Origin of the sequence: Clostridium mediterraneense (genome assembly GCF_900091705.1) — a bacterium.
Classification (GTDB): Bacteria; Bacillota; Clostridia; order Clostridiales; family Clostridiaceae; genus Sarcina; species Sarcina mediterraneense.
In genome coordinates this window covers 1,075,203-1,102,056 of sequence record NZ_LT594785.1, presented here as the reverse complement: position 1 = coordinate 1,102,056, position 26,854 = coordinate 1,075,203, and the positions used below count along the sequence as shown (strand labels likewise).

Annotated in this window: 29 protein-coding genes and 1 other annotated feature; of the genes, 19 read left to right on the top strand and 10 right to left on the bottom strand. The window is 27.3% G+C overall.

The window, feature by feature from the left end:
* Positions 1 to 100 precede the first annotated feature (100 nt).
* Positions 101 to 1,891 (bottom strand): GTPase HflX, encoded by a 1,791-nt coding sequence (hflX, locus tag BN8917_RS07325; RefSeq protein ID WP_066872648.1) that lies wholly within the window; start codon positions 1,889 to 1,891, stop codon positions 101 to 103.
* 155 nt (positions 1,892 to 2,046) lie between these two features.
* Between hflX and hpt the strand changes: the two genes are divergently transcribed.
* Positions 2,047 to 2,571 (top strand): hypoxanthine phosphoribosyltransferase, encoded by a 525-nt coding sequence (gene hpt, locus BN8917_RS07320; protein ID WP_066872645.1) that lies wholly within the window; start codon positions 2,047 to 2,049, stop codon positions 2,569 to 2,571.
* 181 nt (positions 2,572 to 2,752) lie between these two features.
* Entirely contained in the window at positions 2,753 to 3,118 is a 366-nt protein-coding gene (locus tag BN8917_RS07315; protein ID WP_207644766.1) for a hypothetical protein, read from the top strand.
* A gap of 28 nt (positions 3,119 to 3,146) precedes the next feature.
* Here the strand turns inward: BN8917_RS07315 and yunB are convergent, their stop codons facing one another.
* Entirely contained in the window at positions 3,147 to 3,842 is a 696-nt protein-coding gene (gene yunB / locus BN8917_RS07310) for a sporulation protein YunB (protein WP_096030716.1), read from the bottom strand.
* A gap of 165 nt (positions 3,843 to 4,007) precedes the next feature.
* On the opposite strand from yunB, the gene BN8917_RS07305 reads away from it, so the two are divergent.
* Both BN8917_RS07305 and BN8917_RS07300 read left to right on the top strand, forming a co-directional pair.
* Positions 4,008 to 6,587 carry a transglycosylase domain-containing protein gene (locus tag BN8917_RS07305; protein ID WP_066872636.1) on the top strand — a complete coding sequence of 860 codons (2,580 nt, stop codon included), beginning with the start codon at positions 4,008 to 4,010 and terminating at the stop codon, positions 6,585 to 6,587.
* A gap of 393 nt (positions 6,588 to 6,980) precedes the next feature.
* Positions 6,981 to 8,414: an alanine/glycine:cation symporter family protein gene (locus BN8917_RS07300; protein WP_066872633.1), complete on the top strand. Its 1,434-nt coding sequence runs from the start codon at positions 6,981 to 6,983 to the stop codon at positions 8,412 to 8,414.
* 41 nt (positions 8,415 to 8,455) lie between these two features.
* Here BN8917_RS07300 and BN8917_RS07295 read toward each other — a convergent pair whose 3' ends face one another.
* Positions 8,456 to 8,854, bottom strand: a complete 399-nt coding sequence (locus BN8917_RS07295) for a hypothetical protein (RefSeq protein WP_066872631.1) — start codon at positions 8,852 to 8,854, stop codon at positions 8,456 to 8,458.
* A gap of 259 nt (positions 8,855 to 9,113) precedes the next feature.
* On the opposite strand from BN8917_RS07295, the gene BN8917_RS07290 reads away from it, so the two are divergent.
* Both BN8917_RS07290 and BN8917_RS07285 read left to right on the top strand, forming a co-directional pair.
* Positions 9,114 to 9,512, top strand: coding sequence for a YtxH domain-containing protein (locus BN8917_RS07290; protein ID WP_066872628.1), 399 nt, complete (start codon positions 9,114 to 9,116; stop codon positions 9,510 to 9,512).
* A 35-nt stretch (positions 9,513 to 9,547) separates the two neighbouring features.
* Positions 9,548 to 9,868, top strand: coding sequence for a DUF948 domain-containing protein (locus BN8917_RS07285; RefSeq protein ID WP_096030715.1), 321 nt, complete (start codon positions 9,548 to 9,550; stop codon positions 9,866 to 9,868).
* Between the two features lie 42 nt (positions 9,869 to 9,910).
* Here BN8917_RS07285 and BN8917_RS07280 read toward each other — a convergent pair whose 3' ends face one another.
* A complete protein-coding gene (locus BN8917_RS07280; RefSeq protein ID WP_066872622.1) occupies positions 9,911 to 10,969 on the bottom strand; it encodes a GNAT family N-acetyltransferase in 1,059 nt (352 codons plus the stop codon).
* A gap of 319 nt (positions 10,970 to 11,288) precedes the next feature.
* Here BN8917_RS07280 and BN8917_RS07275 point away from each other — a divergent pair, with 319 nt between their 5' ends.
* Genes BN8917_RS07275 through BN8917_RS07255 form a run of 5 tightly spaced genes read left to right on the top strand, consistent with a single transcriptional unit; the run spans position 11,289 to position 15,636 of the window.
* Positions 11,289 to 11,828 (top strand): helix-turn-helix domain-containing protein, encoded by a 540-nt coding sequence (locus tag BN8917_RS07275; protein WP_066872619.1) that lies wholly within the window; start codon positions 11,289 to 11,291, stop codon positions 11,826 to 11,828.
* Positions 11,829 to 11,852: 24 nt separating this feature from the next.
* Positions 11,853 to 12,914 carry a spermidine/putrescine ABC transporter ATP-binding protein gene (gene potA, locus BN8917_RS07270; protein ID WP_066872616.1) on the top strand — a complete coding sequence of 354 codons (1,062 nt, stop codon included), beginning with the start codon at positions 11,853 to 11,855 and terminating at the stop codon, positions 12,912 to 12,914.
* Positions 12,904 to 13,743 carry an ABC transporter permease gene (locus BN8917_RS07265; RefSeq protein ID WP_096030714.1) on the top strand — a complete coding sequence of 280 codons (840 nt, stop codon included), beginning with the start codon at positions 12,904 to 12,906 and terminating at the stop codon, positions 13,741 to 13,743. Before potA ends, BN8917_RS07265 begins: the two co-directional genes overlap by 11 nt.
* The gene (locus BN8917_RS07260) at positions 13,743 to 14,540 is read left to right on the top strand and encodes an ABC transporter permease (protein WP_066872610.1); all 798 of its coding nucleotides are present in this window, start codon (positions 13,743 to 13,745) and stop codon (positions 14,538 to 14,540) included. Before BN8917_RS07265 ends, BN8917_RS07260 begins: the two co-directional genes overlap by 1 nt.
* 4 nt (positions 14,541 to 14,544) lie before the next feature.
* Entirely contained in the window at positions 14,545 to 15,636 is a 1,092-nt protein-coding gene (locus BN8917_RS07255) for an ABC transporter substrate-binding protein (RefSeq protein ID WP_066872607.1), read from the top strand.
* Positions 15,637 to 15,682: 46 nt separating this feature from the next.
* On the opposite strand, the gene ndk is transcribed toward BN8917_RS07255, so the two are convergent.
* Entirely contained in the window at positions 15,683 to 16,072 is a 390-nt protein-coding gene (gene ndk / locus BN8917_RS07250) for a nucleoside-diphosphate kinase (protein WP_066872604.1), read from the bottom strand.
* Between the two features lie 168 nt (positions 16,073 to 16,240).
* Here ndk and BN8917_RS07245 point away from each other — a divergent pair, with 168 nt between their 5' ends.
* Complete coding sequence (locus tag BN8917_RS07245; RefSeq protein ID WP_066872601.1) at positions 16,241 to 16,507, top strand: acylphosphatase; 267 nt, start codon at positions 16,241 to 16,243, stop codon at positions 16,505 to 16,507.
* Positions 16,508 to 16,561: 54 nt separating this feature from the next.
* Here the strand turns inward: BN8917_RS07245 and BN8917_RS07240 are convergent, their stop codons facing one another.
* Positions 16,562 to 17,128 carry a hypothetical protein gene (locus BN8917_RS07240; protein WP_066872598.1) on the bottom strand — a complete coding sequence of 189 codons (567 nt, stop codon included), beginning with the start codon at positions 17,126 to 17,128 and terminating at the stop codon, positions 16,562 to 16,564.
* 129 nt (positions 17,129 to 17,257) lie between these two features.
* Positions 17,258 to 17,602 (bottom strand): hypothetical protein, encoded by a 345-nt coding sequence (locus BN8917_RS07235; protein WP_066872594.1) that lies wholly within the window; start codon positions 17,600 to 17,602, stop codon positions 17,258 to 17,260.
* Between the two features lie 367 nt (positions 17,603 to 17,969).
* Here BN8917_RS07235 and BN8917_RS07230 point away from each other — a divergent pair, with 367 nt between their 5' ends.
* From BN8917_RS07230 to BN8917_RS07215, 4 genes are all read left to right on the top strand, one after another.
* Complete coding sequence (locus BN8917_RS07230; protein WP_066872591.1) at positions 17,970 to 19,277, top strand: D-alanyl-D-alanine carboxypeptidase family protein; 1,308 nt, start codon at positions 17,970 to 17,972, stop codon at positions 19,275 to 19,277.
* A gap of 163 nt (positions 19,278 to 19,440) precedes the next feature.
* Positions 19,441 to 19,689: a binding site (T-box leader), on the top strand.
* Between the two features lie 55 nt (positions 19,690 to 19,744).
* On the top strand, positions 19,745 to 20,764 hold the full coding sequence (gene asnA / locus BN8917_RS07225; protein WP_066872588.1) for an aspartate--ammonia ligase: 1,020 nt from the start codon (positions 19,745 to 19,747) through the stop codon (positions 20,762 to 20,764).
* Positions 20,765 to 21,033: 269 nt separating this feature from the next.
* A complete protein-coding gene (locus tag BN8917_RS14495) occupies positions 21,034 to 21,405 on the top strand; it encodes a CidA/LrgA family protein (protein ID WP_066872585.1) in 372 nt (123 codons plus the stop codon).
* The gene (locus tag BN8917_RS07215) at positions 21,406 to 22,116 is read left to right on the top strand and encodes an LrgB family protein (protein WP_066872582.1); all 711 of its coding nucleotides are present in this window, start codon (positions 21,406 to 21,408) and stop codon (positions 22,114 to 22,116) included. It begins immediately after the preceding gene.
* Positions 22,117 to 22,242: 126 nt separating this feature from the next.
* Here the strand turns inward: BN8917_RS07215 and BN8917_RS07210 are convergent, their stop codons facing one another.
* The gene (locus BN8917_RS07210; RefSeq protein WP_084748467.1) at positions 22,243 to 23,772 is read right to left on the bottom strand and encodes an IS1182 family transposase; all 1,530 of its coding nucleotides are present in this window, start codon (positions 23,770 to 23,772) and stop codon (positions 22,243 to 22,245) included.
* A gap of 204 nt (positions 23,773 to 23,976) precedes the next feature.
* On the opposite strand from BN8917_RS07210, the gene BN8917_RS07205 reads away from it, so the two are divergent.
* Entirely contained in the window at positions 23,977 to 24,417 is a 441-nt protein-coding gene (locus BN8917_RS07205) for a hypothetical protein (RefSeq protein ID WP_066872579.1), read from the top strand.
* A 37-nt stretch (positions 24,418 to 24,454) separates the two neighbouring features.
* Here the strand turns inward: BN8917_RS07205 and BN8917_RS07200 are convergent, their stop codons facing one another.
* The gene (locus BN8917_RS07200; protein WP_066872576.1) at positions 24,455 to 24,880 is read right to left on the bottom strand and encodes a hypothetical protein; all 426 of its coding nucleotides are present in this window, start codon (positions 24,878 to 24,880) and stop codon (positions 24,455 to 24,457) included.
* A gap of 185 nt (positions 24,881 to 25,065) precedes the next feature.
* Here BN8917_RS07200 and BN8917_RS14045 point away from each other — a divergent pair, with 185 nt between their 5' ends.
* Positions 25,066 to 25,371 carry a YnfA family protein gene (locus BN8917_RS14045; protein WP_084748530.1) on the top strand — a complete coding sequence of 102 codons (306 nt, stop codon included), beginning with the start codon at positions 25,066 to 25,068 and terminating at the stop codon, positions 25,369 to 25,371.
* A 126-nt stretch (positions 25,372 to 25,497) separates the two neighbouring features.
* Positions 25,498 to 25,629 (top strand): hypothetical protein, encoded by a 132-nt coding sequence (locus BN8917_RS14700; protein WP_265327635.1) that lies wholly within the window; start codon positions 25,498 to 25,500, stop codon positions 25,627 to 25,629.
* A 129-nt stretch (positions 25,630 to 25,758) separates the two neighbouring features.
* On the opposite strand, the gene BN8917_RS07195 is transcribed toward BN8917_RS14700, so the two are convergent.
* Complete coding sequence (locus BN8917_RS07195; RefSeq protein WP_066872572.1) at positions 25,759 to 26,592, bottom strand: hypothetical protein; 834 nt, start codon at positions 26,590 to 26,592, stop codon at positions 25,759 to 25,761.
* Positions 26,593 to 26,854: the final 262 nt, after the last annotated feature.

Genomic DNA, 26,854 nt, shown 5'->3' with positions numbered 1-26,854 from the left:
ATTATTAAAGCCTAAATAATTCTTCTCTATTTAATTTAAACTCATAAAATCTATTTAAAAATATATAAAAGGATTGCCTATTTAGACAATCCTTTATAAATTAATTTAATTCAAATTTACTGCACTTATTTTTAACCTCATCATCAACTTGAGCTTTAATATAAGTACCTTCTTCTCTATAATCCTCTTCTAAAATATTTGAAGCTCTATGAAGGTATGCTACTACTTGTTGTTCTGTATATGGAATAATATATTCCTTCTCAACTAAAGTATATGGTAATTTTTCTTCTACTTTATCTAAAAGTTCATCTAGATTTATTCTTTCAAAAGCTGAAATACAAACTATTTCATATCTTTCTTTATATTTCTCCTTTAATTCTTCTAATCTTTCTTCTGAAATAAGATCAATTTTATTTAGAACTAAAAGTGTAGGTTTATCTGTTGCTCCAAGTTCTTCTAAAACATTTTCTACAGCCTCAATTTGATTTTCACATTTATCTGATGAAGCATCAACAACATGACAAAGTAAATCTGAGTAAATAACTTCTTCTAAAGTTGATTTAAAGGCTTCAACAAGTTCATGAGGTAACTTTTGAACAAATCCAACTGTATCTGTAAGAGTTATCCCTCTATTACTTGGAAGAGTTATAGCTCTTGTTGTTGTATCAAGAGTTGCAAATAACATATTTGCCTCAAATACTTTTTCTTTAGCTTGATTATCTCTAGCTGCTGCAATATCACAAAGAGTATTTCTAAGAGTTGATTTACCTGCATTAGTATACCCAACTAATGAAACTTGAGGTATGTTTTGTTTATTTCTTCTTTCTCTTTGAACTTCTCTTGTCTTTCTAATCTTTTTAAGTTCTTTTTGAAGTTCTAATATTTCTTCTCTAATTTTTCTTCTATCTATTTCAAGCTTCTTTTCCCCTGGTCCTTTAGTACCAATTCCTCCACCTGTTCTTGAAAGAACTGTTCCAAGTCCCATAAGTCTTGCTGATCTATATTTAAGCTGTGCAAGTTCTACTTGAATTCTAGCTTCTTTTGTTTTTGCTCTTCTAGCAAATATCTCAAGAATTAAAGTAGTCCTATCTATAACCTTAACTCCTGTTGCACTTTCTAGATTTCTAACTTGTGAACCTGATAGTTCATCATCAAAAATTATAAGGTTTGCTCTTTTTTCTTGTCTTAAGTTTGCGATTTCAAAAACTTTACCCTTTCCTATATAAAAGGCAGTATCAACCTTATTTCTCTTTTGAAATACAGTATCAAGTACTGGTATATCACAAGCATCAGCAAGTTCTTTTAATTCTTTTAAACTTTCTTCTGTATCTGAACCTACTAAAATAGCCTTTTCTGTATCATCTTCTTCTACATCACTAGTTTTTATAATTTCTTCTACATAATTTATCTTATCTAAAACATTAAAGTTTAATGTTTGATCTATTGATAAATGAGGGTATTCTTCACATAAAAGAATATCATTTTGTACAGTACAAAAACCAAGTGAAGCATCTTTTATCTCACCTTCATCTATAGCTATTGCAGCAATTGCATCTAATTTTAACTTAAGTAAAGCTGATGCATCTAAAGCTGAAAGTCTACATATTCCATTTGGATGAGTATGAATAACTCTAACTCCTGAAAGTTTTCTTTCATTAATATCTATTAAAGGAACTTCTACACTAGTTGAATCCCCTATAGCTACATTAATTACTTTTCCTTTTCTACTAATAGCTACGCTTACTTCTTTTTCAATTTCAGCAGTTACTCTTGAGATTATTTGTATTATTTCCTCAGTACAAACACTATACTTTGGAACATTAATATCATATATTTTTTCAAGTTCGTTTAAGATACTATTTCTAATACCTTCTGTTTTTCCATATATCATGCTAAATCACTCCTTTGTGCGCTTTAAAGCCTCTAGATATATTCTTGACAATATTCTATTAATTTTATAATATAAATAACATATTGTAAATAGATTTGCTAACTAAGTAATTCTATCTATTTTAAAATACCAGATAAAATGTGGAGGATTTCATGATGGATAATAAAGAAAGAAATATTCTTCTTACAGAAGAACAAATTCAAAAACAAATAAAAATAGTAGGTGAAAAAATAGCTAATGACTATAAAGATAAACCTATATATGTTTTATCACTATTAAGAGGAAGCTTTATATTCACTGCTGACCTTGTAAGAGCAATTGATGGAAAAACTCAAATAGGATTTATGACTACTTCAAGTTATGGAGATGAAGAAGAAAGTTCAGGTCTTGTTAAAGTAGTTAATGATATTCCTGATAATATAGAAGGTCTTGATGTTCTTATAGTTGACGATATCATAGACACAGGAATTACTATGGACTTTGTTATAGAACATGTAAAAAAACTTGGTGCTAAAACAGTAAAGACTTGTACACTCCTAGATAAACCTTCAAGAAGAAAGAGAGATCTTGCTCCAGACTACTGTTGTTTTGAAATAGAAGATTTATTTGTAGTAGGTTACGGATTAAACTATGGAAAATACTACAGAAACGTTCCTTACATATTTAACTGGGAAAAATAAATTCTGTAAAAAAGAAAGATACTAATTTAAATTTGTATCTTTCTTTTTTTATCTATTATATATGTTAGAATAATATATATATACTTTAGAAAGGATGGTAAATTACTTGGTCTTTTCATATAAAATTATTTTTTCATCTATAATTTCATTATTAGTTTTAAATATAGTTATAATAAATTTTATGAGCAACAGTAAAAACTTTCTCTTTTCTAAAACATTAGTATACCTTGGTTCTCTAATTTATATAGTAGGACTTTGCATTAGCAATAAGATTGTCTTTATCGCAGGACAAACAACTATACTTATAGGTATATCCTTTGGAATTTATGGTTTGTATAGATATATGGTTTCTAATTTACCAGTTATCTTATTTTCTATTACATTTATTATAAGTGAAATTATAGCCCATATTTTTAATATACGTATAATAATGTTTTCTCACAGATTAAGTGGTTTTGATTTTTCAGCAATAGTAAGCCTAGTAATTCCATTAATTATAGGATTTATAAGCAATTATATAATAACTAAAAATAATTTTAAAAAGTAACAATCTTTATTTTAAGGTGGTTACTTTTTTATTTTTCAATATTACTTACTGAATCTTTTACAGGATCATTCCCTATATTAACTCTAGGTATCTCACCTACAATAGTAATATCAGATACTGGTATTTGATGCTTTACTTCTATATCTTTACTATTAAGTGGTAATACTAATTTGAGCTTAGCATTCATATTGATATAAATTATATGTCTAGTTTGATTTATTCCTGCACTTTCAAAAGTAGATTCATAGCTAGTTTCAATTCTTCCTACTGGTTCCATTTTCACTTTTACTTTAGGTCCTATATACGATAAAATATTACTTTTTGTTATATATCCAATTGGCACTTCTACCCCAACTTCTCCTAGCTCTTTCATATCTTTTTGACACTTAGCAGCAAGGCTTGTTGCAAGAGAATTCAACTTTATACTATCAGCCTTAACTAAATTTATTTTTCCATCCTCATCTCTATCAATACTCATTATTTCATCATATGAAAATCCATTTACATAAACATCATTTATATTATTATTTATAATCTCTACAGTTTTTGCTTTCATTTCTGCATCTGCTAACATAAGAACAGTTGGAGCTATAAGCTTATCAAAAGAATAAATAAAAACTCCAAATAATATGATTATTGAAAATAATAGCAAAGTAAGATAAAACCTAAATTTATACTGAATTATATATCTACTTTTTCTCCCCTTTAGATACAATTTGTTCACCTACTTTTCTTTTAGTGTTTATATTCACTATTACCATTAATATGCTATAATAATAAGGAATATTTAGTTTTATTTAAACTGGGGGAAAATTTAATATCAAAAAAAAATGGGGGATTTTAGTTAAAGATTCCATACATTTAACTTAAATTAAATTAGGAGGAAATTATGACTGAAAAAAAAGATACAAATCTAAAAAGAAAACGTCGTAATAAGAAAGTTTCCAAAGGTAGAAAAGGCCTTAAAATATTTTCTATTATAATGCTTTTCCTAGTACTTACAGCCATAGTTACTGCAGCAGGTTACACTTTTGCAATAATCAAAAGTACCGACAATATAAACTTAGCTGAAATACAAAACTTAGCAGAACCAGCTCAATTCTACGGTACGGATGGTCAAAAGATAGATACACTACTTACAGATAAACAACGTTTTAAATTAACATCTGACCAGATACCACAACATTTAAAAGATGCTTATGTTTCAATAGAAGATGAAAGATTTTATTCACATCCAGGTATTGATATAAGAAGAATTGGTGGAGCTATAATTCACGATATTGAATATTTTATAACAAAAAAAGGTGGACTTCATGGTGCATCAACACTTACTCAACAGTTAATAAAAAATACTGTTTTAAATGATGAAGTCAAAATTGAAAGAAAGGTTAAAGAAATTTACTTATCTCTTCAATTAGAAAAACAACTTAGTAAAGATGAAATTTTAACAGCTTATCTTAATACTATTCCTCTTGGAAGCGTAGTATATGGTGTTGAAGCTGCATCTCTTAGATTCTTTAATAAAGGAGCTGATGAATTAAATCTTATTGAATCAGCATATCTTGCAGGAATAACTCAAGCACCTAGCTCATATGATGCTTTTTCAGAAAAAAATCAAAAAGATCCTAGCAGTTATCTTAACAGAACAAAAACAGTTCTTGGTAAGATGTTTGAACTAGGAAAAATTTCACAAGAAGAATATGATAACGCTATAAAAGATATTGATGATGGAAAACTTGTATTCCATTATACTCCTCCATCAAATAGTCTTAAATATGAATGGTTTACTAGAGCTGCTATAGATCAAATCGAAAAAGACCTTCAAAAGAAAGCTGGATATTCAGAAGAAGAAGCTAAAAGACTTTTAAGACAAGGTGGTCTTAAAATTTATACAACAATGGATGAAAAACTTCAAAATGAAGTTCAATCCATTATAGATGATAGAAGTAATCTAGGAGTACCTGGTACTGATACTACTAATGAATACGGAACTCCTCTACTCCAAGCATCAGCTGTAATTAAAGATTATAAAACTGGTGAAATTAAAGCTATGGTAGGTGGAAGAGGTGATCAACCTCCTATGTCACTTAATAGAGCTTATTCTGTATTAAAACCTACAGGTTCAACAACTAAGCCACTATCAGTTTATGCACCAGCAATAGATACAAAAATACTTACTGCTGGAAGTGTAATTGATGATGCTCCATTTGAACCTGATCAAAGAGCAAGACATAATGGCTACTCACCTAATAATGCTAGTCGTACATTTAGTGGAAATATGTCTCTTAGCAACGGACTTGCAGTTTCATCAAATGCTGTTGCAGCTAAAGTTGTTGATAAAATAGGTCTTAATAACGCTGTAGCTTATGGTAAAAAATTTGGTTTAATATACAATAAAAAATCTGAGACTTCTTTAACTGCAGCTGCATTAGGACAATTTAATAATGACCCTCAAGATCCTGATGGAAGTAACCCTTATTATTTAGCTTCTGCTTTTGGAGCTTTTGGAAATAATGGTGTTATGACTGAAGGAATGCTTTATAGAGAAGTAAAAGATTTTACTGGTAAAGTAATATTAAAAGCAAATCCTGAAAAAACTCAAGTTGTTTCTCCACAAACAGCATATATCATGTATGATATGCTTAAAGGACCAGTTCAAGGATTTGCATCTATTGCAAAAGTTCCTAATATCACCACAGTTGGTAAAACAGGAACAACAACTGATAATAAAGATTACTGGTTTAGTGGACTTACACCTTATTATTCTGCTTCAGTTTGGATAGGATATGATTCTCCAACTCCAATGGGTAGCTCAAGTAGTAAGACAGCTGGTAGATTATTCGGTAAAATCATGACAGTTGCCCATAAAGGTTTACAAGATAAACAAATTGAAAACCCTGGTGGAATTTCAAGAGCTTCTGTTTGTTTAGATTCTGGTCTTATACCAACAGCTTTATGTAAATCTGATCCAAGAGGAAGTAGAGTTGCAAGCTATTGGTTTATAAATGGAACTCAACCAAAATCTTATTGTGATGCTCACGTTAGTGTTAAAATAAATAAACTTAATGGAAAACTTGCTAATGATAATACACCTGCAGCATTAGTAGTGAATAAAGTCTTTATTAAAAAGAAATATATTCATAAAGGAACAAATGTTGCTGATTATCAATATTTAGCACCTTCCTCTTCAGATGATATGAGTTCAATTCCTAATATTGATGGCACAGATACTGAAAATCCAGATACTGAAAACTCAGAGGGTGAAAATATAGAAGGTGGAGCAAATGGTGAAACAGACGGAGGAACTACCACTCCTCCAAATACCGGAGATACTGTAACTCCTCCAAATACTGGAGGAACTACTACTCCTAATTCAGGAGGAACTACTACTCCACCGGCAAATAATACAACGCCACCAACTAATAATACATCACCACCAGCTAACAATGCAGTTCCACCAGCTGCTTAGCAATATAAAACAAATTTAATTTTAAAAGAAGCTATTTAAAAGATAGCTTCTTTTTTTGTAAAATATTTAACCCAAATATAAAATTTCTTATTTTATTAAGAAATAATTTTTTTATTCTTAAATTAAAATAACTTTTTTGTATAAATTTTGCTACTATTTTGGTGTTTATATTTAATATTAATTCATATTTATATATTTTAAAATTAATTAATTTTTATTAATTGTAGTTTTTAAGTAACTTTATACCACTTACAACTTTATATTTAGCTATAAGTTGTATTTATTTATGAACTTCCAAGTACTTTTTCTTGCATTATTAATAAAAATATATTAAAATCTTATTATAAAATTAGATAACATAATATTGGAATTTTAATAAGAAGGGGGATTTATATGAATTCATTAAATAATTTAATACTTCAAATTAATGATGTTCTTTGGGGAAAAGTACTTATAATTGCATTATTATCTCTTGGAATATATTTTACTTTTAGAACTAAATTTGTACAATTTAGATATATCAAAGAAATGTTTAGACTACTTGGTGATGGATTTGGTAGTTCAAAAGATAAGGAGAAAAAAGGTGTTTCTTCATTCCAAGCATTTTGTATTAGTACAGCATCAAGAGTTGGTACTGGAAATATTGCAGGAGTTGCTATAGCTGTTGCAGCTGGAGGACCTGGTGCAGTATTTTGGATGTGGCTAATAGCTCTTATCGGTTCAGCATCTAGCTTTGTAGAAAGTACACTTGCTCAAATTTATAAAGTTAAAGATGGAGATAGCTTCAGAGGTGGTCCAGCTTACTATATGGAAAAAGCCTTAGGAAAAAGATGGATGGGATTAATCTTCTCAGTACTTATAACAATTTGTTTCGGATTTATATTTAATGCAGTTCAAGCAAATACAGTTTCTCAAGCATTTGGAGCTGCTTTTGGATTTAAACCATTAGTTGTTGGAATAGCTCTTGCAGTTGTTACTGCTTTTGTTATTTTTGGTGGAGTTAACAGAATAGCTAAAGTTTCAGAAATAATAGTTCCTATTTTTGCTGTTGCTTATATCTTAGTAGCTGTAATAGTTATACTTTTAAATATAAAACATATACCTTCAATATTTTCAGAAATAATCCAAGGTGCTTTTAACTTTAAAGCTGCTGGTGGCGGACTTTTAGGTGCAGCAATTATGCAAGGTGTTAAGAGAGGTTTATTCTCTAATGAAGCTGGTATGGGTAGTGCTCCTAATGCAGCAGCTACTGCTGATACATCACACCCTGTAAAACAAGGTTTAATTCAAACACTTGGAGTATTTACAGATACTCTTGTAATTTGTACATGTACTGCATTTATAATACTTGTTAAGAATCAAGTTAAATTCTCAGCAATATTAGCAGCTAAAGGAATAACAGATCCAACTGGAGTACAACTTACACAATATTCACTTGAATCACATTTAGGTGTATTTGGAACTTACTTTATAGCAATATGTATTTTACTATTTGCTTTTAGTTCAGTTGTAGGTAACTACTACTACGGACAATCAAATATAGAATTTATCTGTGGTAACAATAAATTAATACTTAATGTTTATAGAGTATTAGTTGTAGCTATGGTTATCTTTGGTGCCCTAGCTAAAGTTCAACTTGTTTGGGATTTAGCAGATTTATTTATGGGTCTAATGGCCATATTAAATCTTATAGCAATTGCCCTACTTGGCAATATAGCATTTGCAGCACTTCAAGATTATACTAAGCAAAAGAAACAAGGAATCAAAGAACCTGTATTTAAAGCTTCTACAATTCCTTTAATAAAGAATACTGAACATTGGAAATAAAAAAAGAACTATCTCATTTGAGATAGTTCCTTTTAATTTTCCTATATTAATCTTCTAAATACTACTTCCTTACTAATATCTAAGCTTTCTCTATCTATAATAATCTTAAATATTTCAGGACACCCCTCATCTCTCCACTTTTTCATATAAACAGCTGTAGCTTTCTCATTATAATAAATCTCTTCTTCATACTCATCTGAAAATTCTAGAAAACTAACTACTGATTCTGAATCAAGTTTTATAAACTCATTATTTATATTTCTAATAAGAGGAATAAAAAATTTCATTGGTATTATGTATGGATATTTTTTATTGCTTTTTATAGTTCTACTTTCAAATATCGCCCTTTTTATTATCATATTATCTTTAAGCTTCTCATCTACATTTGCTCTAAATTTTAGAGCTCCTTTATTATCACTTTCTATCTTAATCTCTAACATCTATAAAACCCTCTCTATAAATCTATACTTATATTATAAATCTATTTTTAAAAAATTTAAAATACGATTTTTTTCTTATTTAAATATAAATTTCTACTGTTAAATCCTTTATTTCTATCTATACTTATAGTATTTTATTAATTTATTTGATATTATTGTAAACTTGCCCAAAGCACACTATAATTTGTATATTTATGTTTATTATATGTCTAAAATTTACTATAATATATATATAGATAAATTTAAGGGAGGCTTAATTATGAGATTATCACAACTATTAGAAGAAAAAAGAAAAGCTAAAAAGAGACAAGCTATGGCTAAAACAGCTAAAACTGTTGGTGTTACTGCTGTTGTTGGTGCTTCAATCGGTGCAATTGGAGGAATTCTATTCGCTCCTAAATCAGGAAAAGAAACTAGAGAAGACTTAAAAAATACTGCAATTGATGCTAATAAAAAGTTAAAGGCTAAAACAGAAGAAGCTAAAATTGCGCTTAATGAAAAAATGCAAACTGGAAAAGAAAATATTTCAGAAGCTAATGCAAAAATTAAAAACTATTTAAAAGAAAAGAAAAATAAAGAAGTAGTTACTCCTGCTAATAAAGTAGAAGAAGTTGTAGCTGATGAAAATGCAGTAGAAGAAAAGGCTACTATAGAATAGACTTAATTCTTTTATAGAATTAAGAGGAGGACATAATGATAACAATTAATATATTTGATATATTTTGGGCTATAATAGGAATTCTTGGAGCGATAGCTCTAATCTATTTAATAATTACACTTGTAAATCTTATAAAAGTTTTAAAGAATGTAAATAGCCTAATTGAACAAAATAAAAAAAATCTAGACACTACTCTAGATAATGTAGCACATATATCTGAAAATGCTAAAGATATAAGCGATGTTGTTACTGAAACTACTGCTGATGTTATAGTTGCAAAAGAAAACTTAACTAGTCAGCTTGATACAGTAAAAGATATTATAAATATAATACTTAGTGTATTTAATAAAAAATAAGAATTAGGGTACCTTTTAAAGGTATCCTAATTCTTATTTTTATTAAACCTCTACTATATCAATAACTTTACCACCACATAACTTTTCCATTACATAAATACTTGCATCTAATGTTCCCTTTATACCTTGAGAAAGAATAAACTTTCCATTATCTATAAAAGATTTATTTAATAAATTGTAATTCCAAAGTTCAGTTTTATATCTTTTTATTAATTCGTCTGGTAATATTATTTCCATTCCTTTTAAAAGTGATAACTCCATAAGTATACTAATTGAATCATCCATTGTAACTACAAATTCTGATTTATCTATCATATCTCTTAAAATCTTCTTTGTTTCTTCACTTTCTTTTATTATGTCAACCCCATCAATAAAGATCACAATATTATATTTTTTTCTTACGCTTATAGTACTCTCTATATTAATATTTAAGCCCGAATTAGATTTAACAATCATATCCTTAGAAAGAATATCTATATTAATTAAGTTCTTTTTTTCTTTATTACAACTATTTAAACATTCTGTTATAAAACCTAGCTTAGATAAGCTAAAACCATCAAAAGCTACTATTGCAACTTCTCTTTTTCTAACAAAACTATTTTTGATAAATTCATCTCTAGTTAATTTATAACTACTCGGTCCTATTTTATTAAAGCCTAATTTTTTTAATGTATGCTCCCCTTCTTTTGTCTTAACATTATTATCAATAATGAACTCTCCATAAAACTCATAAAAATAATATTCAAGAAGTAATCTTGTAGCTTCAAGTCCATATCCCTTACCTCTATAAGAATCTTGTATTCTTATATTTAATCTAGCTATTTTATTTGCTGAGTCATATCCATGAAAACTTACCTCCCCCACTGGAGTTCCATCATTTCTGTAAACTATACAATAAAAATTTTTTCCATCAGTTGGATTAATCATCTTCTTATAAAAGGTAATTCTTTTTCTTTCATTTAAATCAAAGGTTCCTCCAACATCTTTCATACTCTCATAATCTGACCAAAGCCTCTTTGTATATTCTAGCTCTTCAAAAGATGGCTTTTTTATATAAACTAAATTCCCTGTTCTTTTATATGCCTCTTTATTACTATTCATAAAATCACATCCATTTAAGATTTTGACATCATATGTTAATTATAGCACATAATTACCATTAAAAGTAAATTTATACCTATATTTATTTAATAATCATAAAAACATATAAAATTGTTACTTAAATTCAATTATTTTGTTTTATTTTTTAAATTTTAATAATATTTTAATATTTTTATTATTGTGTTGATTTTAATCATTTTGTAATTTATAATATTTTTTGTTGTTTTGTTTAGTAAATTTAAACTTAAAGTTTACTAAAACTGAACTCAAATTCGATAATTTAGCATAAGCTAAATTATAAGATACTTAGAGGTGTATTTTGGATATTGGTGAAAAAATTAAAAGAATGAGAATCGGAAAACAATTAACTCAAGAAGAATTAGCAAATAGATGCGAATTATCAAAAGGTTTTATTTCACAACTTGAAAATAATTTAACCTCTCCATCTATTGCAACTCTTATAGATATATTAAATATTCTTGGTTCAAATCTCCAAGAATTTTTTAATGAAGATAAAAATGAGCAAATTCATTTTACAACAGATGATATGTTCGAAAAAGAAGATAAAGATTTAAAATATAAGGTAAAATGGTTAGTTCCAAATGCTCAAAAAAATGAAATGGAACCTATTTTGCTAAGTCTTGATTCATTTGGGAAATATACATTAGAAGAACCTCATGAAGGTGAGGAGTTTGGATATGTCTTAAGTGGAAGCATTTATCTTTATCTTGGTGATAAAAAAGTAAAAGTAAAAAAAGGAGAGAGTTTCTACTTTAAGCCTGTAGCTAATCATTATATTGAAAACGCTGGTAAAAGTGAAGCTAAAATAATTTGGATAGCTACTCCTCCTTCCTTTTAAGGATATAGAAAGAGGTGTTTTTTTTTGAATGATAACATTATTGAATTAAAAAAAATTTCTAAGACATTTGAAGATAATAAAGTTCTTGACAACCTATCTTTAAATATAAAGAAGGACGAGTTTCTAACCCTACTCGGACCTAGTGGTTGTGGTAAAACCACTACTCTTAAAATACTTGCAGGTTTTGAATTTGCAGATAGTGGAGATGTATTTTTTAATGATAAAAAGATAAATGAACTCCCTCCTTATAAAAGAGAGCTTAATACAGTATTTCAAAAATATTCTTTATTTCCTCATATGAATGTATATGAGAATATAGCCTTTGGACTTAAGCTAAAAAAGCTTTCAAAAAATATTATTGATGAAAAAGTAAAAGAAGTATTAAAGTTAGTATCACTTGAAGGATATGAAAAGAGAAATGTAGAGTCATTAAGTGGAGGTCAACAACAAAGAATAGCCATAGCTAGAGCCTTAGTTAATGAGCCTAAAGTTCTTTTACTTGATGAACCTTTAAGTGCTTTAGATTCTAAACTTAGAAAATCTATGCAACTTGAATTAAAAAAGATGCAAAAAAAGCTTGGTATAACTTTTGTATTTGTAACACATGATCAAGAAGAAGCACTTACAATGTCTGATACTATAGTTGTCATGAATAAAGGTAAAATTCAACAAATGGGAACTCCTGAGGATATATATAATGAACCCTCAAATAGATTCGTTGCTGAATTTATAGGAGCTAGTAATATTATAGATGGAGTTATGCTTGAAGATTATAAAGTTAAATTTCATAATATAATCTTTGATTGTGTTGATACTGGCTTTGAAAAAAATGAAGATATCGAAGTAGTTATTAGGCCTGAAGATATTGAAATGTGCCCTGCTGAAAATTGTGAATTTACAGCTACAGTTAAATCAAGTGTATTTAAAGGTGTTCACTATGAAATTGCAGTTGAAGATGGTGATTTAAATTGGATTATCCATAGTACAAAAACTGCAAAGGTTGGTTCTAAAATTGGTATGTACCTTGAACCTGAAAGTATTCACATTATGAGAAAAGGATTAGATGGTGAAGAATATGAACGCTAAAGAAAAAAGATCAATACTTGCTTATCCATATATTGTTTGGTCTATTATCTTTATAGTTATTCCTCTTTTACTAATACTTTTTCTTAGTTTTACAGTAGAAACTGATAATGGTTTTGCTTTTAGTCTTTCAAACTACAAAAAAATAATGGACCCTTTATATGTAGGAGTTTTCTGGTACTCTATTTGGTTAGCATTTTTATCTACAGTTATCTGCCTTTTACTAGGCTATCCTGTTGCTTATATAATTTCTAAATATAATATAAAAACAAGAAATATTCTTATATTACTTTTTATAGTTCCTATGTGGATGAATTTCTTACTTAGAACTTATGCTTGGATGGCTATACTTAGTGAAAATGGTATATTAAATACTATTCTAAACTTTTTCGGATTTCACTCAGTAAAAATGTTATATACAGAAGGTGCTACTCTACTTGGTATGGTATATAATTTCTTACCTTTTATGGTTATACCTATATATACAATACTTGTGAAAATAGATAAAAACCTTATAAATGCTTCTTATGACCTTGGAGCAACAAAAAGTCAAACATTTAGAAAAGTAATTTTACCATTAAGTCTTCCAGGAGTAATGTCTGGAATTACTATGGTATTTATGCCTGCTGTTTCAACTTTTGTAATCTCAAGACTTCTTGGAGGTAGCAAATATCTTTTAGTAGGTAATTTAATAGAACAAGAAATTAACGCAGTTGGTGATTGGAATTTAGGATCTGCAATAGCAATATTTATGATGATACTAATACTTATTTCAATGGCAGTCATGAATAGATATGAAGGAAAATACTCACCAAAGGAGGGAGCAAAATAATGAAAGGAAAACTTTTAAAATTTTTATCTAGATTTTATATATATATAATTTTCATATTTTTATATGCCCCTATACTAACACTAATGGTATTTTCATTTAATGATTCTAAGTCAATGGCTGTTTGGAAAGGTTTTACTTTTAAATGGTATGGCGAACTTCTACAAAATGATAGAATCTTACATGCTTTATATTACACAATTTTAATAGCCTTACTTTCATCTGTTATTTCTACAATAATAGGTACAATTAGTGCAATTGGGATTAATAATATGAGAAAAACTCCAAAAGCAGTACTTCTTAATGTGAATAATCTACCAGTTCTTAATCCTGATATAGTAACTGGTATAGCTCTTATGAGTTTATTTGGATTAATAGGAAAGATTGTTCCTTTAAAAACTGGCTTTTTAACAATGTTACTTGCACATATAACATTTAGTATACCTTATGTTATATTATCAGTATTACCAAAACTTAAACAAACTCCTAAAAACATAATGAATGCAGCCTTAGACCTTGGAGCTAGTCCATATTATGCAATCAGAAAGGTTTTACTTCCACAAATAAAACCTGGAATAGCTGCTGGATTTTTAATGGCATTTACTATGTCTATAGATGACTTTGTTATAAGTTTCTTTACTACAGGACCTGGGGTTTCTAATCTTTCTATAGAAATTTACTCAATGGCTAGGAGAGGTATAAAACCTGAAATTAATGCTCTATCAACTTTAATGTTTATATCAGTATTAATACTTCTTTTAATAGTTAATAAGAAACAATCTTTAGTAGAAGGAGAATAGCTAAATGAAATTAAAAAAACTTATTATTATAGCTTCAATTTTTATTATTGCTATTGCTCTTATAATATCTGGCTATCTATTGTTTAATAAAAATAGTAAAGAAGATTCCAAGAGCTCAAATAGTAATGTACTTTATGTTTATAACTGGGGTGATTATATTGATCCATCCCTAATTAAAAAGTTTGAAAATGAAACAGGTATTACTGTTAAATATGATGTTTATGATACAAACGAAATAATGTATCAAAAATTAAAAAGTGGTAATGTAAAATATGATGTTATCATCCCTTCTGACTATATGGTTCAGAAAATGATACATGAAGACATGCTTGCTAAAATAGATTATTCTAAAATTCCTAATTATAAGTACATAGGTAAAGATTTTAAAAACCTTGCTTATGATCCAAACAATGAATATTCTGTTCCATATACTTGGGGAACAGTTGGAATAATGTATAATAAGAAAATGGTTAAAGAACCAGTAGATAGCTGGAATATTCTTTGGGATAAAAAATATAAAGATAAGGTTATAATGGTTGATAGCCCTAGAGATGCAATAGGAATAGCACTAAAAAAATTAGGATATAGCCTTAACTCTACTAATTCAGAGCAACTACTTCAAGCTAGAAATGAACTTATTAAACAAAAGCAAGAAGGTCTAATAAGAGCTTATATGGTTGATGAAGTAAAAGATGCTATGGTTTCAGGAGAAGCTGCTCTTGCAGTAGTTTGGTCAGGAGATGCTATTACAATGATGGATGCAAATCCTGATCTTGGATTTACTCTTCCAAAAGAAGGCTCAAATAAATGGTTTGATGCTGTAGCAATACCAAAAAATGCTCCAGATAAAGAAAATGCAGAGAAATTTATAAACTTCTTATGTGATCCTGAAAATGCAGCAATAAATGCAGAATATATAGGTTATTCTACTCCAAATGTAGGAGCACTTAAATTATTACCTAAAGATATAACAGATAACCCTGTTGCATATCCATCAGCAGATAAATTAAAAAACTTTGAAGTCTATGTAGATTTAGGAGATAAAAAAAATAAAGAAATAGATCAATATTGGATAGAAGTTAAAGCTTCAAGATAAATAAAAAAAGCACTACAACAGATTTCTGTAATTAGTGCTTTTTTTATTAAAACCAAATAGCCATTTCTCTTTTTGCGCTTTCTACTGAATCAGAAGCGTGAACTGAATTTTCTCTATTTGAAATTGCAAATCTATGTCTTATTGTTCCTTCTGCTGGATTTGTTGTTGATCCATTTAATTCTCTTATTTTAGCTATAGCATTTTCACCTTCTAAAATTAGAGCTACTAATGGACTTCTTCTTATATAAGCTATTAAAGGTTCAAAGTAATCCCTACCTTCATGTTCTTTATAATGTTCAATAGCTTTTTCTTCGCTTACTTGTTCCATTTTTATATTTACTATTTTTAATCCTGCGTTCTCATATATGCTTAGAATACTACCTATTAAATTTCTTTCAACTGCATCTGGCTTTATTAGAACTAAGCTCTTTTCCATTTGTTATCACTCCTTATGATTTATCATTGTCATTATACTCTCTCTTAATATTTAATTCAATTCCTTATCATATTATTCACATTATTCATAAATATATTTTAAAATCGTATTTATTTAATAATTTTGCTATTATTAAAATATAAAATATTTAAGGTAGGTGAAGTTTTTTTGATTAGAATTAAATTAATAGTTAAAGGATTAGTACAAGGTGTTGGCTTTAGATTCTTTACTAAACTTACATCAACTAAGCTTAATATAACAGGATATGTTAAGAATCTAGATAATGGAGATGTTCTTATAGAAGCACAAGGAACTCGTTCTAACTTAGATAAATTAAAAGTTCAACTCTATAAAGGAAATGGATTTTGTAAAGTAGTATCAATTGAAGAAACAAAGTTAGATATTATTCCCTCTGAAAAAAACTTTATATTTTAATTGAAAAAAAGATACTATTTTAAATTAGTATCTTTTTCTTATTTATTATTAACTTTACATATCATCCCAAAGTTGCTCAATATCATCATATGATTCAAAAATATTATCTAACATTTGGTTAATTTCTTCTATTGTCCACAATTTATATCTTTCTATTTTTTCAAGATTAATAATATTTTCATCTTTATTCCCCTTATAAAGAATCTTTTCACTGGCTCTATTTATGTATTCATCAACTATTTTTCCAACACTATTTTCTATCTCAATACTTTTTACTCTTTCATTATTTTCATCTCTAAAATCGACAACCATTCTTGTTGATTCCTTAAGAGTATTTAAAAAATCCTTATGTAAATCCTCAGCATAATTAAACCATATATCATAAGTAGTTTGAAAATTATCTGCGAACTTAAACATAAGTAAAAATAATAAACAATCATTACTTCCTACTATTGAATTTTTTAAAGCAATAATCTCATTATCTCCTATAATATCTATAGTTTTTCTATAATCCTTAACAAAGAATACTGGTATATTTTCTGAGTTTATTGTAACTAAAAGGGGGATTATTGTACCAACTTCTCTGCGATTTAATATGTCATTAACTGTTAAATCATCCATTTTTATCACCACCTAAAACGTCTCACTTTTCATACTAACACATAATAAATACTTTTTCCTTAGTAATGTTTACCAACAAAATATAGCACAATCTAAGAACAATTAAACTCAGATTTGTGCTATATAAATCTATTTAAAGTTTCTTTGACTTTTAAAGTACTCCTGTACTTCCCTATCACTTCTTAAAGTTGGAGAATTATAACTTATAAGATATCCTTTCAAACTCTCATAAAGTGGTAGATTTAAATATTTAAGCTTTACTATCTTTGAATCTAAAGTATTAAATGAAATAGTATCTTCTTCTTTTATGATTTCTCCATCAATTTTAAAACTAACTTCTTCCCCATCTAAAACTGTTTTAAATAAATTTTTACTTTCATCATAGTCGAATTCATAACATATATCACTACTCTTTATTCCTTTTTCCTTATGAATCATTGTATAAAAATATATATTATCTTTTTTATTTAGCATAGCCTCACCCACTTTAAAAAATTTAAACCATTTCATTAATGATTCTATATATTATATATTTTAAAATCTTAGACTATTCCCATTTATAAAATTATTTTATTTATCTCTTAAAAGCATAAAGCTACTAAGGTGTATATTTATAACATATTTAATAAAATAAAATTGAATATTTTACTATATAAATTAAAAGAGCAAGCTTGTTGCTCTTTTTTTATAAATTTAGTTAGGATATTCTCTATCTTATTTTTAATGAATATATTACATATATTATTACAATTTATTACTTTTAATGTCATTTTTATTGTTTTTGTAATATTTTGGTGATATACTATTTTTGTAAAATTAAACTTTTGAAAAGGGGGAGAAAATGTTTAAAAAGAGCTTACTTACTTTAACATTCCTAATTAGTTTTTTAGCTATGACTTTTAATATCTTTCCAGCTACTTATGTAAATGCTAATGAAACTAATAATACTGTAGACTTACCACAAATAGTAGGTAAATCTGCTATAACTATGGATTTAAAAACTGGTGAAATAATATATGCAAAAAATATAGATAGTAAGAACTATCCTGCTAGTATAACAAAACTTATGACAGCTTTAGTTTTTGCAGAAAATGCTAGCAAAGATTCTATTATACCTTATACTGCAAGTGCAAAAAAACAACCTGAATATTCTTTAGAAGCTAATTATGGTCCTATTAATATAGGAGATAAATTAACTGCAAATGATGTAATGAAATCATTATTACTTTTCTCAGCTAATGATGCAGCTTATATGGTTTCTGATTATGTTTCTGGAAGTGATACAGAATTTGCAAATCTTATGAATGATACTGCAAAAAAATTAGGACTTAAAAATACATACTTTAAAAATCCTAATGGTCTTCATGATCCTGAGCATTACACTACAGCTTATGACCTTGCTCTAATGTCAAAGGCTATAATAGAAAATAAGTGGGTTAAAGAAACAATAGCTACTAAGACTTCTCAAATACAATTTTTAGATAGCAAAAAAAGAATTAATATTGAAAATAGAAATAAGTTACTTGGTAAAGACCATAATATAGGCGGTAAAACTGGATTTACAGATCCTGCTGGTAGATGTCTACTTGCTTTTTATGAAAAAGATGACAGACTTTTAGTTGGTATAGTTTTAAATTCAGAATATGGGGCTACAGATACTCAAGTTTTTAAAGATATGAAAGCTATAATGGACTATAGTTTTGCTGCTAAAAAAGTTAACTATAAAAAAGCTGGTGAAGTTATAACTGAAGTTACTGCTACTTATAAAACTTTTGGTTTCTTTGGTAAAAAACAAGATATAAAAATTCCTATTGCTTTAAATGAAGATATAAAACGTTATGATAATTCATTACCTCCAGAAGATTTAAAAATAAATATTGATACAAAAGGAATGAGTGCTTGGGAAATAGCAGGAAATAAAGAACTAAAAACTGCTTTTAAAGAAAAAGATTCTACTATAGCTACTACTTCTAGTGCTAAGATTTCAAACTTTACTATTATAAAACAAAATCTACTTTATTACATAATAAGAATTGGTGGATTTATAGCTGCCATTATAGCTATAATAGTAATTATAAGAAGTATCAATATCTCTAAAAGAAGAAGAAGAAACTTTTACTCTAGAAGAAAAAAACGTATATTTAAATAAAGAGAGCTGTTAAAAACAGTTCTTTTTTTATTGTTACTAAATAAATTATATAAGCCCATACCCTACTAATTGGAGCAATTGGATAAAAAATTATAGATTATAGCCATATAAGTATTTGACACTAGTTTAATATTCTGTTAAAATTTTTTTAAAAGAATGGATATAAAAAGCTATGACAGGAAGAAGTAATTTAAGTATTTTCTTTAAAGCGAGTAAGTTATGGTGGGAGTCTTACAAGAAAACTTTTATGAATAACATCCTTGAGCTTCTAATCGAAAGAACTTTAGTTTTAGTAGACTTAGACGGAGCCTTACCGTTATTTTAGGAGAGTATCGTTTTTTACTGTACTTTTTGAGTAGGCTTATTAATTTAAGCAATTTAGGTGGCACCGCGGAAACCTTTCGCCCTATTTTTATAGGGTGGAAGGTCTTTTTTTATTTAAAATATTAATTTGGAGGTAATTTATTATGATAACTGAAAAAGGACTTATCTTACCAGAAAACTATAAATCAATTTTATCATTAAAAGAAACAGCTATAGCAATAAAACAATTAAAAGACTTTTTTGAAACTGCACTTGCAAAGGAACTAAAACTTACTAGGGTATCTGCTCCTTTATTTGTTCTAAAAAGTTCAGGACTTAATGATGACCTTAGTGGAAAAGAAAGACCTGTAAGATTTGATATGAAGGCAATTGAAGGTTCACAAGTTGATATAGTTCACTCTCTTGCTAAATGGAAAAGAAGTGCCCTAAAAAGATACGGATTTAAATATAATGAAGGTTTATATACAGATATGAATGCTATAAGAAGAGATGAAGATCTTGATAATCTACATTCAATCTACGTTGACCAATGGGATTGGGAAAAAATAATAAAGAAAGAAGAAAGAAATACAGATACACTTCAAAACATAGTTAAAAAAATATTTAATGTTTTTAAACAAACAGAAGAATATATCTGTGGACTTTATCCTTCTATCCCTAAAAATCTTCCTGATGAAATATTCTTTGTAACATCACAAGAACTTGAAGATATGTACCCAAATCTTAGTGGTAAAGAAAGGGAAAATGCTATATGCCGTGAGAAGAAGGCTGTATTTATAAGTTCTATAGGCTACCCTCTACTATCAGGAGAAAAACATGATGGAAGAAGTCCTGATTATGATGATTGGACACTTAATGGAGATATCTTATTCTACTACCCTGTTCTTGATAGGGCTATAGAATTTTCATCAATGGGTATAAGAGTTGATGAAGAAGCTTTAATAAAACAACTTACATTCTCAGATTGTTTAGATAGAAAAAATCTTCCTTTCCATACTCAACTTTTAAATGGTGAACTTCCATATACAGTAGGTGGTGGAATTGGACAATCTAGAATTTGTATGTTTTTCCTTCAAAAAGCTCATATAGGAGAGGTTCAAGCTTCTATCTGGGATGAAGAAATGATGGAACTCTGCAAGCAAAATAATATAGATCTATTATAATATCAAATTATATTTAAATAGGCAAAATTTATATTGTTAATTTTTTGCCTATTTTTTTTAACCCATATAATAAAAACGAGTATTATAAATAAATATCAATCTTGAAGCTTTTATTTATTCATAATACAACGACATACCATATTTTCCACTGATTTTTATGTGTACAAGCCTACATTACACTATACAAATTGGTATAATCATAATAGAATTAGTATGGATATAATTTTTACATAAAATATTTAATTTACTTAAAAACTAGGGAGGAACCAATGAAACTTTTACGTGAAATGCTAATTATACTAGCTATCTATTTTGTAGGACAATTTATTTCTACAGCCTTACATTTACCACTACCTGGTAATATATTAGGAATGATTATTCTACTTATTTTATTATGTACTAAAATCCTTAAAGTTGAACAAGTTGATAATGTTTCAACTTTCTTATTAGATCACCTTGCTTTCTTATTCATACCAGCAGGAGTTGGATTATTAAATGCTCTTGGTTACTTAGAAGGTAATATTACTAAGTTATTAATAATTGTAATTACATCAACAATGGTCATTATGGCTTCAACAGGAATAATAGTTCAATTTGTTATGAAACTTATGAATAAAAATAAAGGAAAGAAGGTAAGTTAGATGAGCAGTATTTTAGATAGTAGTTTATTTAGTATTATGATTTGTATATTTGCTTTTGAAATCGGAATATTAATTAACAAAAAAACAAAGATAGCACTACTTAATCCATTACTAATCGCTATAGCTTTAGTCATTATATATTTATTAACATTTAAAATAAGCTATACAACATTTAATAAAGGTGGACAATTTATAACTGACCTACTTCAACCAGCAACAGTTGTTCTTGCAGTTCCACTTTATAAGCAAATTAACTTATTAAAGAAACACCTAGTTCCTATAATTACAGGAATATTCTTTGGAAGTGGAATAGGTATTATATATATATTCTTCCTAAGTTACTTCTTAAAACTTAATCCTGCTCTTATAAGATCACTTATGCCTAAATCAATAACAACACCTATAGGTATGCAAGTTTCACAATCACTTGGTGGAGTCGTACCAGTAACAGTTGTTGCTATTATTGTAACAGGTATAACAGGAGCAATAGTTTATCCATTTATCTTAAAGATATTTAAAATTAAAAATGAAGTTGCTGTTGGAATAGCTCTTGGAACTTGTTCACATGCTGTTGGAACATCAAAAGCACTTACAATTTCTGAAACAACAGGAGCTATGAGTTCATTATCAATAGGGGTTGCTGGTCTTTCAGTAGTTATTCTTGCACCTCTTTTATATAGTGTATTATCTAGCATAGTTGGATTACACTAAGAAGAAGGGGCTGTCTCATAATACCACAATTTGGAAGAGTGAGACGGTTCCTTTTATTTTAATTGATTTTTATGCATGATAAATAAAGGTATTAGAAATACCCATTTGAATAAATATGAAAAAATGTTAGAATAAGTGCTTTTTTAATCTACCTGTATCTCTTTTGCTAATATAATTAATCATATTATGTGCTAATGAAATTAATAAAAATTGCGTTTCAACGTTTTTTAATCCTCTGTATGAAAACCTTCTAAACTTTCTACTTTCTTTTATCAATGCAAAGACACCTTCAACTTGTATTGATCTGTTTGTCCTAAGTTTAATACCATATTCAGATTTTATGTTTTCATTTGATATTTTTCTCATTAATTGAAATTCTTTATTTACTTGAATTGTTTTATTTCTATTAGTTTTTTTACATAATGATTTAAATTCACAGTTACTACAGTCTTCTGCTTCATAAATATCTACAATATATTCGAAACCACTTTTATTCTTGCGTTTCCCCGTATATTTATAACTTAAAGTTACGTTATTAGCACATATGTATTTATTATCTTTAGGGCTATAAGTCATATTATCAATATTGCTTACTTTGGTTTTGTAATTTCTTTTTTTTCTTATTTCATAATTATTAGGTTTAATATATGATTTATAGTCATTTTCTTTTAGATATCTATAATTTTCTAAACTTTCATAACCTGCATCTGCAATTATATTTTTATATTTATGATATTTAGATGTATCTTCTAGAAATGGAATTAACGTATTAACATCCGTTCTTTCTTGAGAAGCCATAAAATTTACTATATATCCAGAAGCAACTCCTATTTGTATATTGTAAGCCGGTTTTAATTGTCCATTTAGCATGTGATCTTCTTTCATTCTCATAAATGTGGCTTCAGTATCTGTTTTAGAAAAACTATTTCTTTTTCCTAAGATTTTTTCATAAGTGCAATACCTTTCAAGTTTTTCTATATATTCAGTTATTATTTCATATTCTCGTTGAACGGGTGATTTCCGTTTACCCTTGCCATAAACAAATTTAATAGCTTCATTACTTATCATTTCTTTTAAATATTTTTGCAAAATTAATAGGCAATATAAATAATCATCATTAACAGAAACCCCATAAAGTAAAAAGTGATTTTTAATCTTTTCTTGTAATTTTTCCTTAGATTTCTCTATGGACTTTCTCCACACAAAGGAATATTTATTAGCATATGCCTCTATTTTAGTACCATCAATGAAGATATTTTCAAAGTTAATTTCACCAATAGATGAAAGATAATCAACAAACTTACTAAGTATTTTCTTCATAAGTGGAGATACTTTTTTTATAAATCTGCATATTGTATTTCGTGTAGGCGGTTTTAAATTTTTTAATAACCAAATAAAATCTAAATTTCGTTTACACGCATCTTCTATTTTTCTACTAGAATATATCCCTTTTATGTAAGCATAAACTATTAATTTTAGCATAGTAATTGGTTCTACCGCTGGATTTCTACCTTTTTTGTAGAGATTACTTAAATCCTTTCTTATTTTTAAATTATCTATAAAGTAATTTAGCGTCCTCACCATACAATTTTTTTCTAGAATATTTTCTGTATTTATGGTTAAATTTATATCATAGGTTTTGTTTGTTTTTTGCATACTTATATTTTAAACAAAATCTATAAAAAGTCGTTTAAACGCAAAAAAAGGGATTGCCTCTAAAGATGGAATCTAATTCCACTTTGAGACAGTCCCTTTTTATACTTAATATAAATTTCTTACACTAAAATTCCTACTCTTACATAAAAAACTCAACTATAAGCCATAATAGCAATATATGAAAATTTAGGAGGTTAAATAGTTATGAAAATATTTAAAAATATTGCTATAACACTATTAGTAAGCTTTTTACTTATTTCTGTATATTCTATTATAGCTAAAGCTGATTCAAGTAAAAAAAAAGATATTTTATATACGAACTCAAACTTTAGTACCCAGGCTGACAACTTAAATCTAATAGTTAATACAATAAGTACAAATAATAATAATTTAGTTATAGACTCTTATCTATTAAATACTACTTCAAAAGATATTAAATCCATAAAAAATTTCAATCTAACTTTAAAGGATGCTAATGGTGCAGTAGTTACTAAAGAACTATTTCCTAGTATTCCTATAGAAAAACCATTAAAAGCTCTTAATGGGGTTAGAGTTTTACTTACTATTCCATTAAAAGATGTAAATCTAGCTAATAAAGATTTTGTTAATATTAGCTATAACTTTACTTTTGATTACGAAAATTAATTTTTTATATTTTAGGTACGTTAAAGAACGTACCTTTTTATTTTTCTTTATTAACAAGTTCAACACTAGTCTTATCACTATCTCCTAACTGAATATCTACAATTATTTTTTTATCTTTTATTTCATTTTCAATATCACTCTCTTTATAAAGACTTTTTAATGTAAATAGTCCTTGACATTCTCCTGCCTTTATATCAGAAATTAATATATTTTTCTTATCCCCCACTTTTTTTACTATTTTTATTTTTTTATAACTAGCAAGTTCCTTTAAATCTCCTAAATATTTAGCTTCTAACTTACACTTTACTTTTTTCTTCTCTACTCTAGTTAAAGTATAATTACAATCCCACATATCATTTTTAGCACTAAATACACATTTTTCTTGAGAGCTTACAAAATATAATATAAACATTACTACTAGTATATTACTTGCTAATATTATAAAAAATATTTTTTTATTCATAAAATCACACCTATTTTTATTTATATTAATTTATAACTATTCAGAAAATTTAAAAGTCATTCTATTTTTTTACTATTTTATACCTTTTTGTACCTATATTTAAAAATTATAAGTCTTTATGTTAAACTACATAAGTATAAAAATATAAGGAGATTTATCTATGCAAATAATAAAATCATTATTTTATAATAGCAGGTATCTTTGAAATAGGTGGAGGATATCTTATTTGGCTGTGGTTACATGAAGGAAAAAGCCTTTGGTATGGACTCTTAGGTACTCTTTTATTAATAATTTATGGAGTTGTACCTACATTACAACCTCAAACTGATAATTTTAGTAAAGTGTATGCTGCATATGGTGGTATTTTCATTGTTCTATCACTTTTATGGGGATGGAAATTTGATAATATAATTCCTGATAAATTTGATTTAATCGGAGCTTTTGTTGCACTAATAGGAGTTTTAATTATTATGTATGCTCCAAGAGGCTAAAATAATTATTATAAAAACCATTATAAACATTATTATTTATAATGGTTTTTATTTATATATCAAGTTATAATTTACATATATTGTTAGTTAATTTACTAATCTAAAATTATTTTGGTGGTGAAAATTATGGATTATAAAGATATCTTAGCTATAATTATTGTGATTATCGCTATATTTATTTCAGGAAAATTATTCCCTAATACTCCTTTAGCTATTTTAGGAAATAATATTAAACTCTTATTCAGACATAAAAAATAATATCCTAAAAGCTAACTTAGAGCTATATAAACTATACTCTAAGTTTATACATAAATTTCTTATTATATAAAACTTATAGAATAAAGAAATCAGTATATACAAATTTGTACATACCGATTTTTATTACTTTTAATTTCTTGTAGCTATAAATAATGCTCCTGCATCATTAACTAATAAATTGTTCCCAACTACTAAAAATGATACTGGAATACTAGAAGAATCCATATTATTAAGACTAGCTATACTAGGATCTTCTGAACTAGTTGATGCTGATAGTAAAGTAAGATATCCATCTTCAAGACCTAAAGGATTACCTGGTACAGCTCCAGTTAACCCTGGATTTCCATATGCAGGATTACACGGACTTTGTTTTGTCATATAATAATTTGTAATATTATATTTTGTCCCAAAATAATCTATAGAATGTTCACTTATAGTAAATTGTTTTCCTGGAAGATTCTTAATCCCCTCAAAGCCATAAGCTGAACCTCCACCATTATATCCTACAGCTTTTCCTACAGTCCAAGTTCCTATAAACTTAGAAAGCTCTGCACTTGTAAGTGGTGTTGCTTTAACATTTGATTGTGAATTCTTTGGTTGTAAATCAAAGCTTAAAGAGCCTTGATTTTTTATGCTATTATTTGAAGTTTTTGTAGATATTACTTTTTTACTATCAGTATTTTCTGTAGTACTACTACTTCCTTTACTATTATTAGCACTATTACTATCTACACTAGATTTTACATCACTATTACTACTTGATGTATTTAAATTATTAGCAACATCCTGTTGTGTTTTATTGGCTTGTGCTTCAGGCTTTGTATTATTATTATAAATTGCACTACCAACTGTAGATGCTACTTCTCCAGAAGCTGAACTATTTGCTACACTATCAGCAAATGCATAACATGCTCCTCCAATAACAGCTACTGCTATAATTATACCTATAATTGCTTTTTTCATTAATATTTCTCCTATATTTACAAAAATGCTATTTAGAGTATATACCTTACATATTATTTATTCAAATACAGTAAATTGTTAACTATTAAATAAATTCTATTATAGAAATTAATTCTATTAATAAAATAATATAACTTTAATTATTATCTAACAAAAGTAGTTTTTAAGAATTAATTTCTTTAAAATATCTTTTATAATAAATAAAAGATATACAAACTATTATTAATAATCTGTATACCTTCTTAAAATTAAATTATTTAAT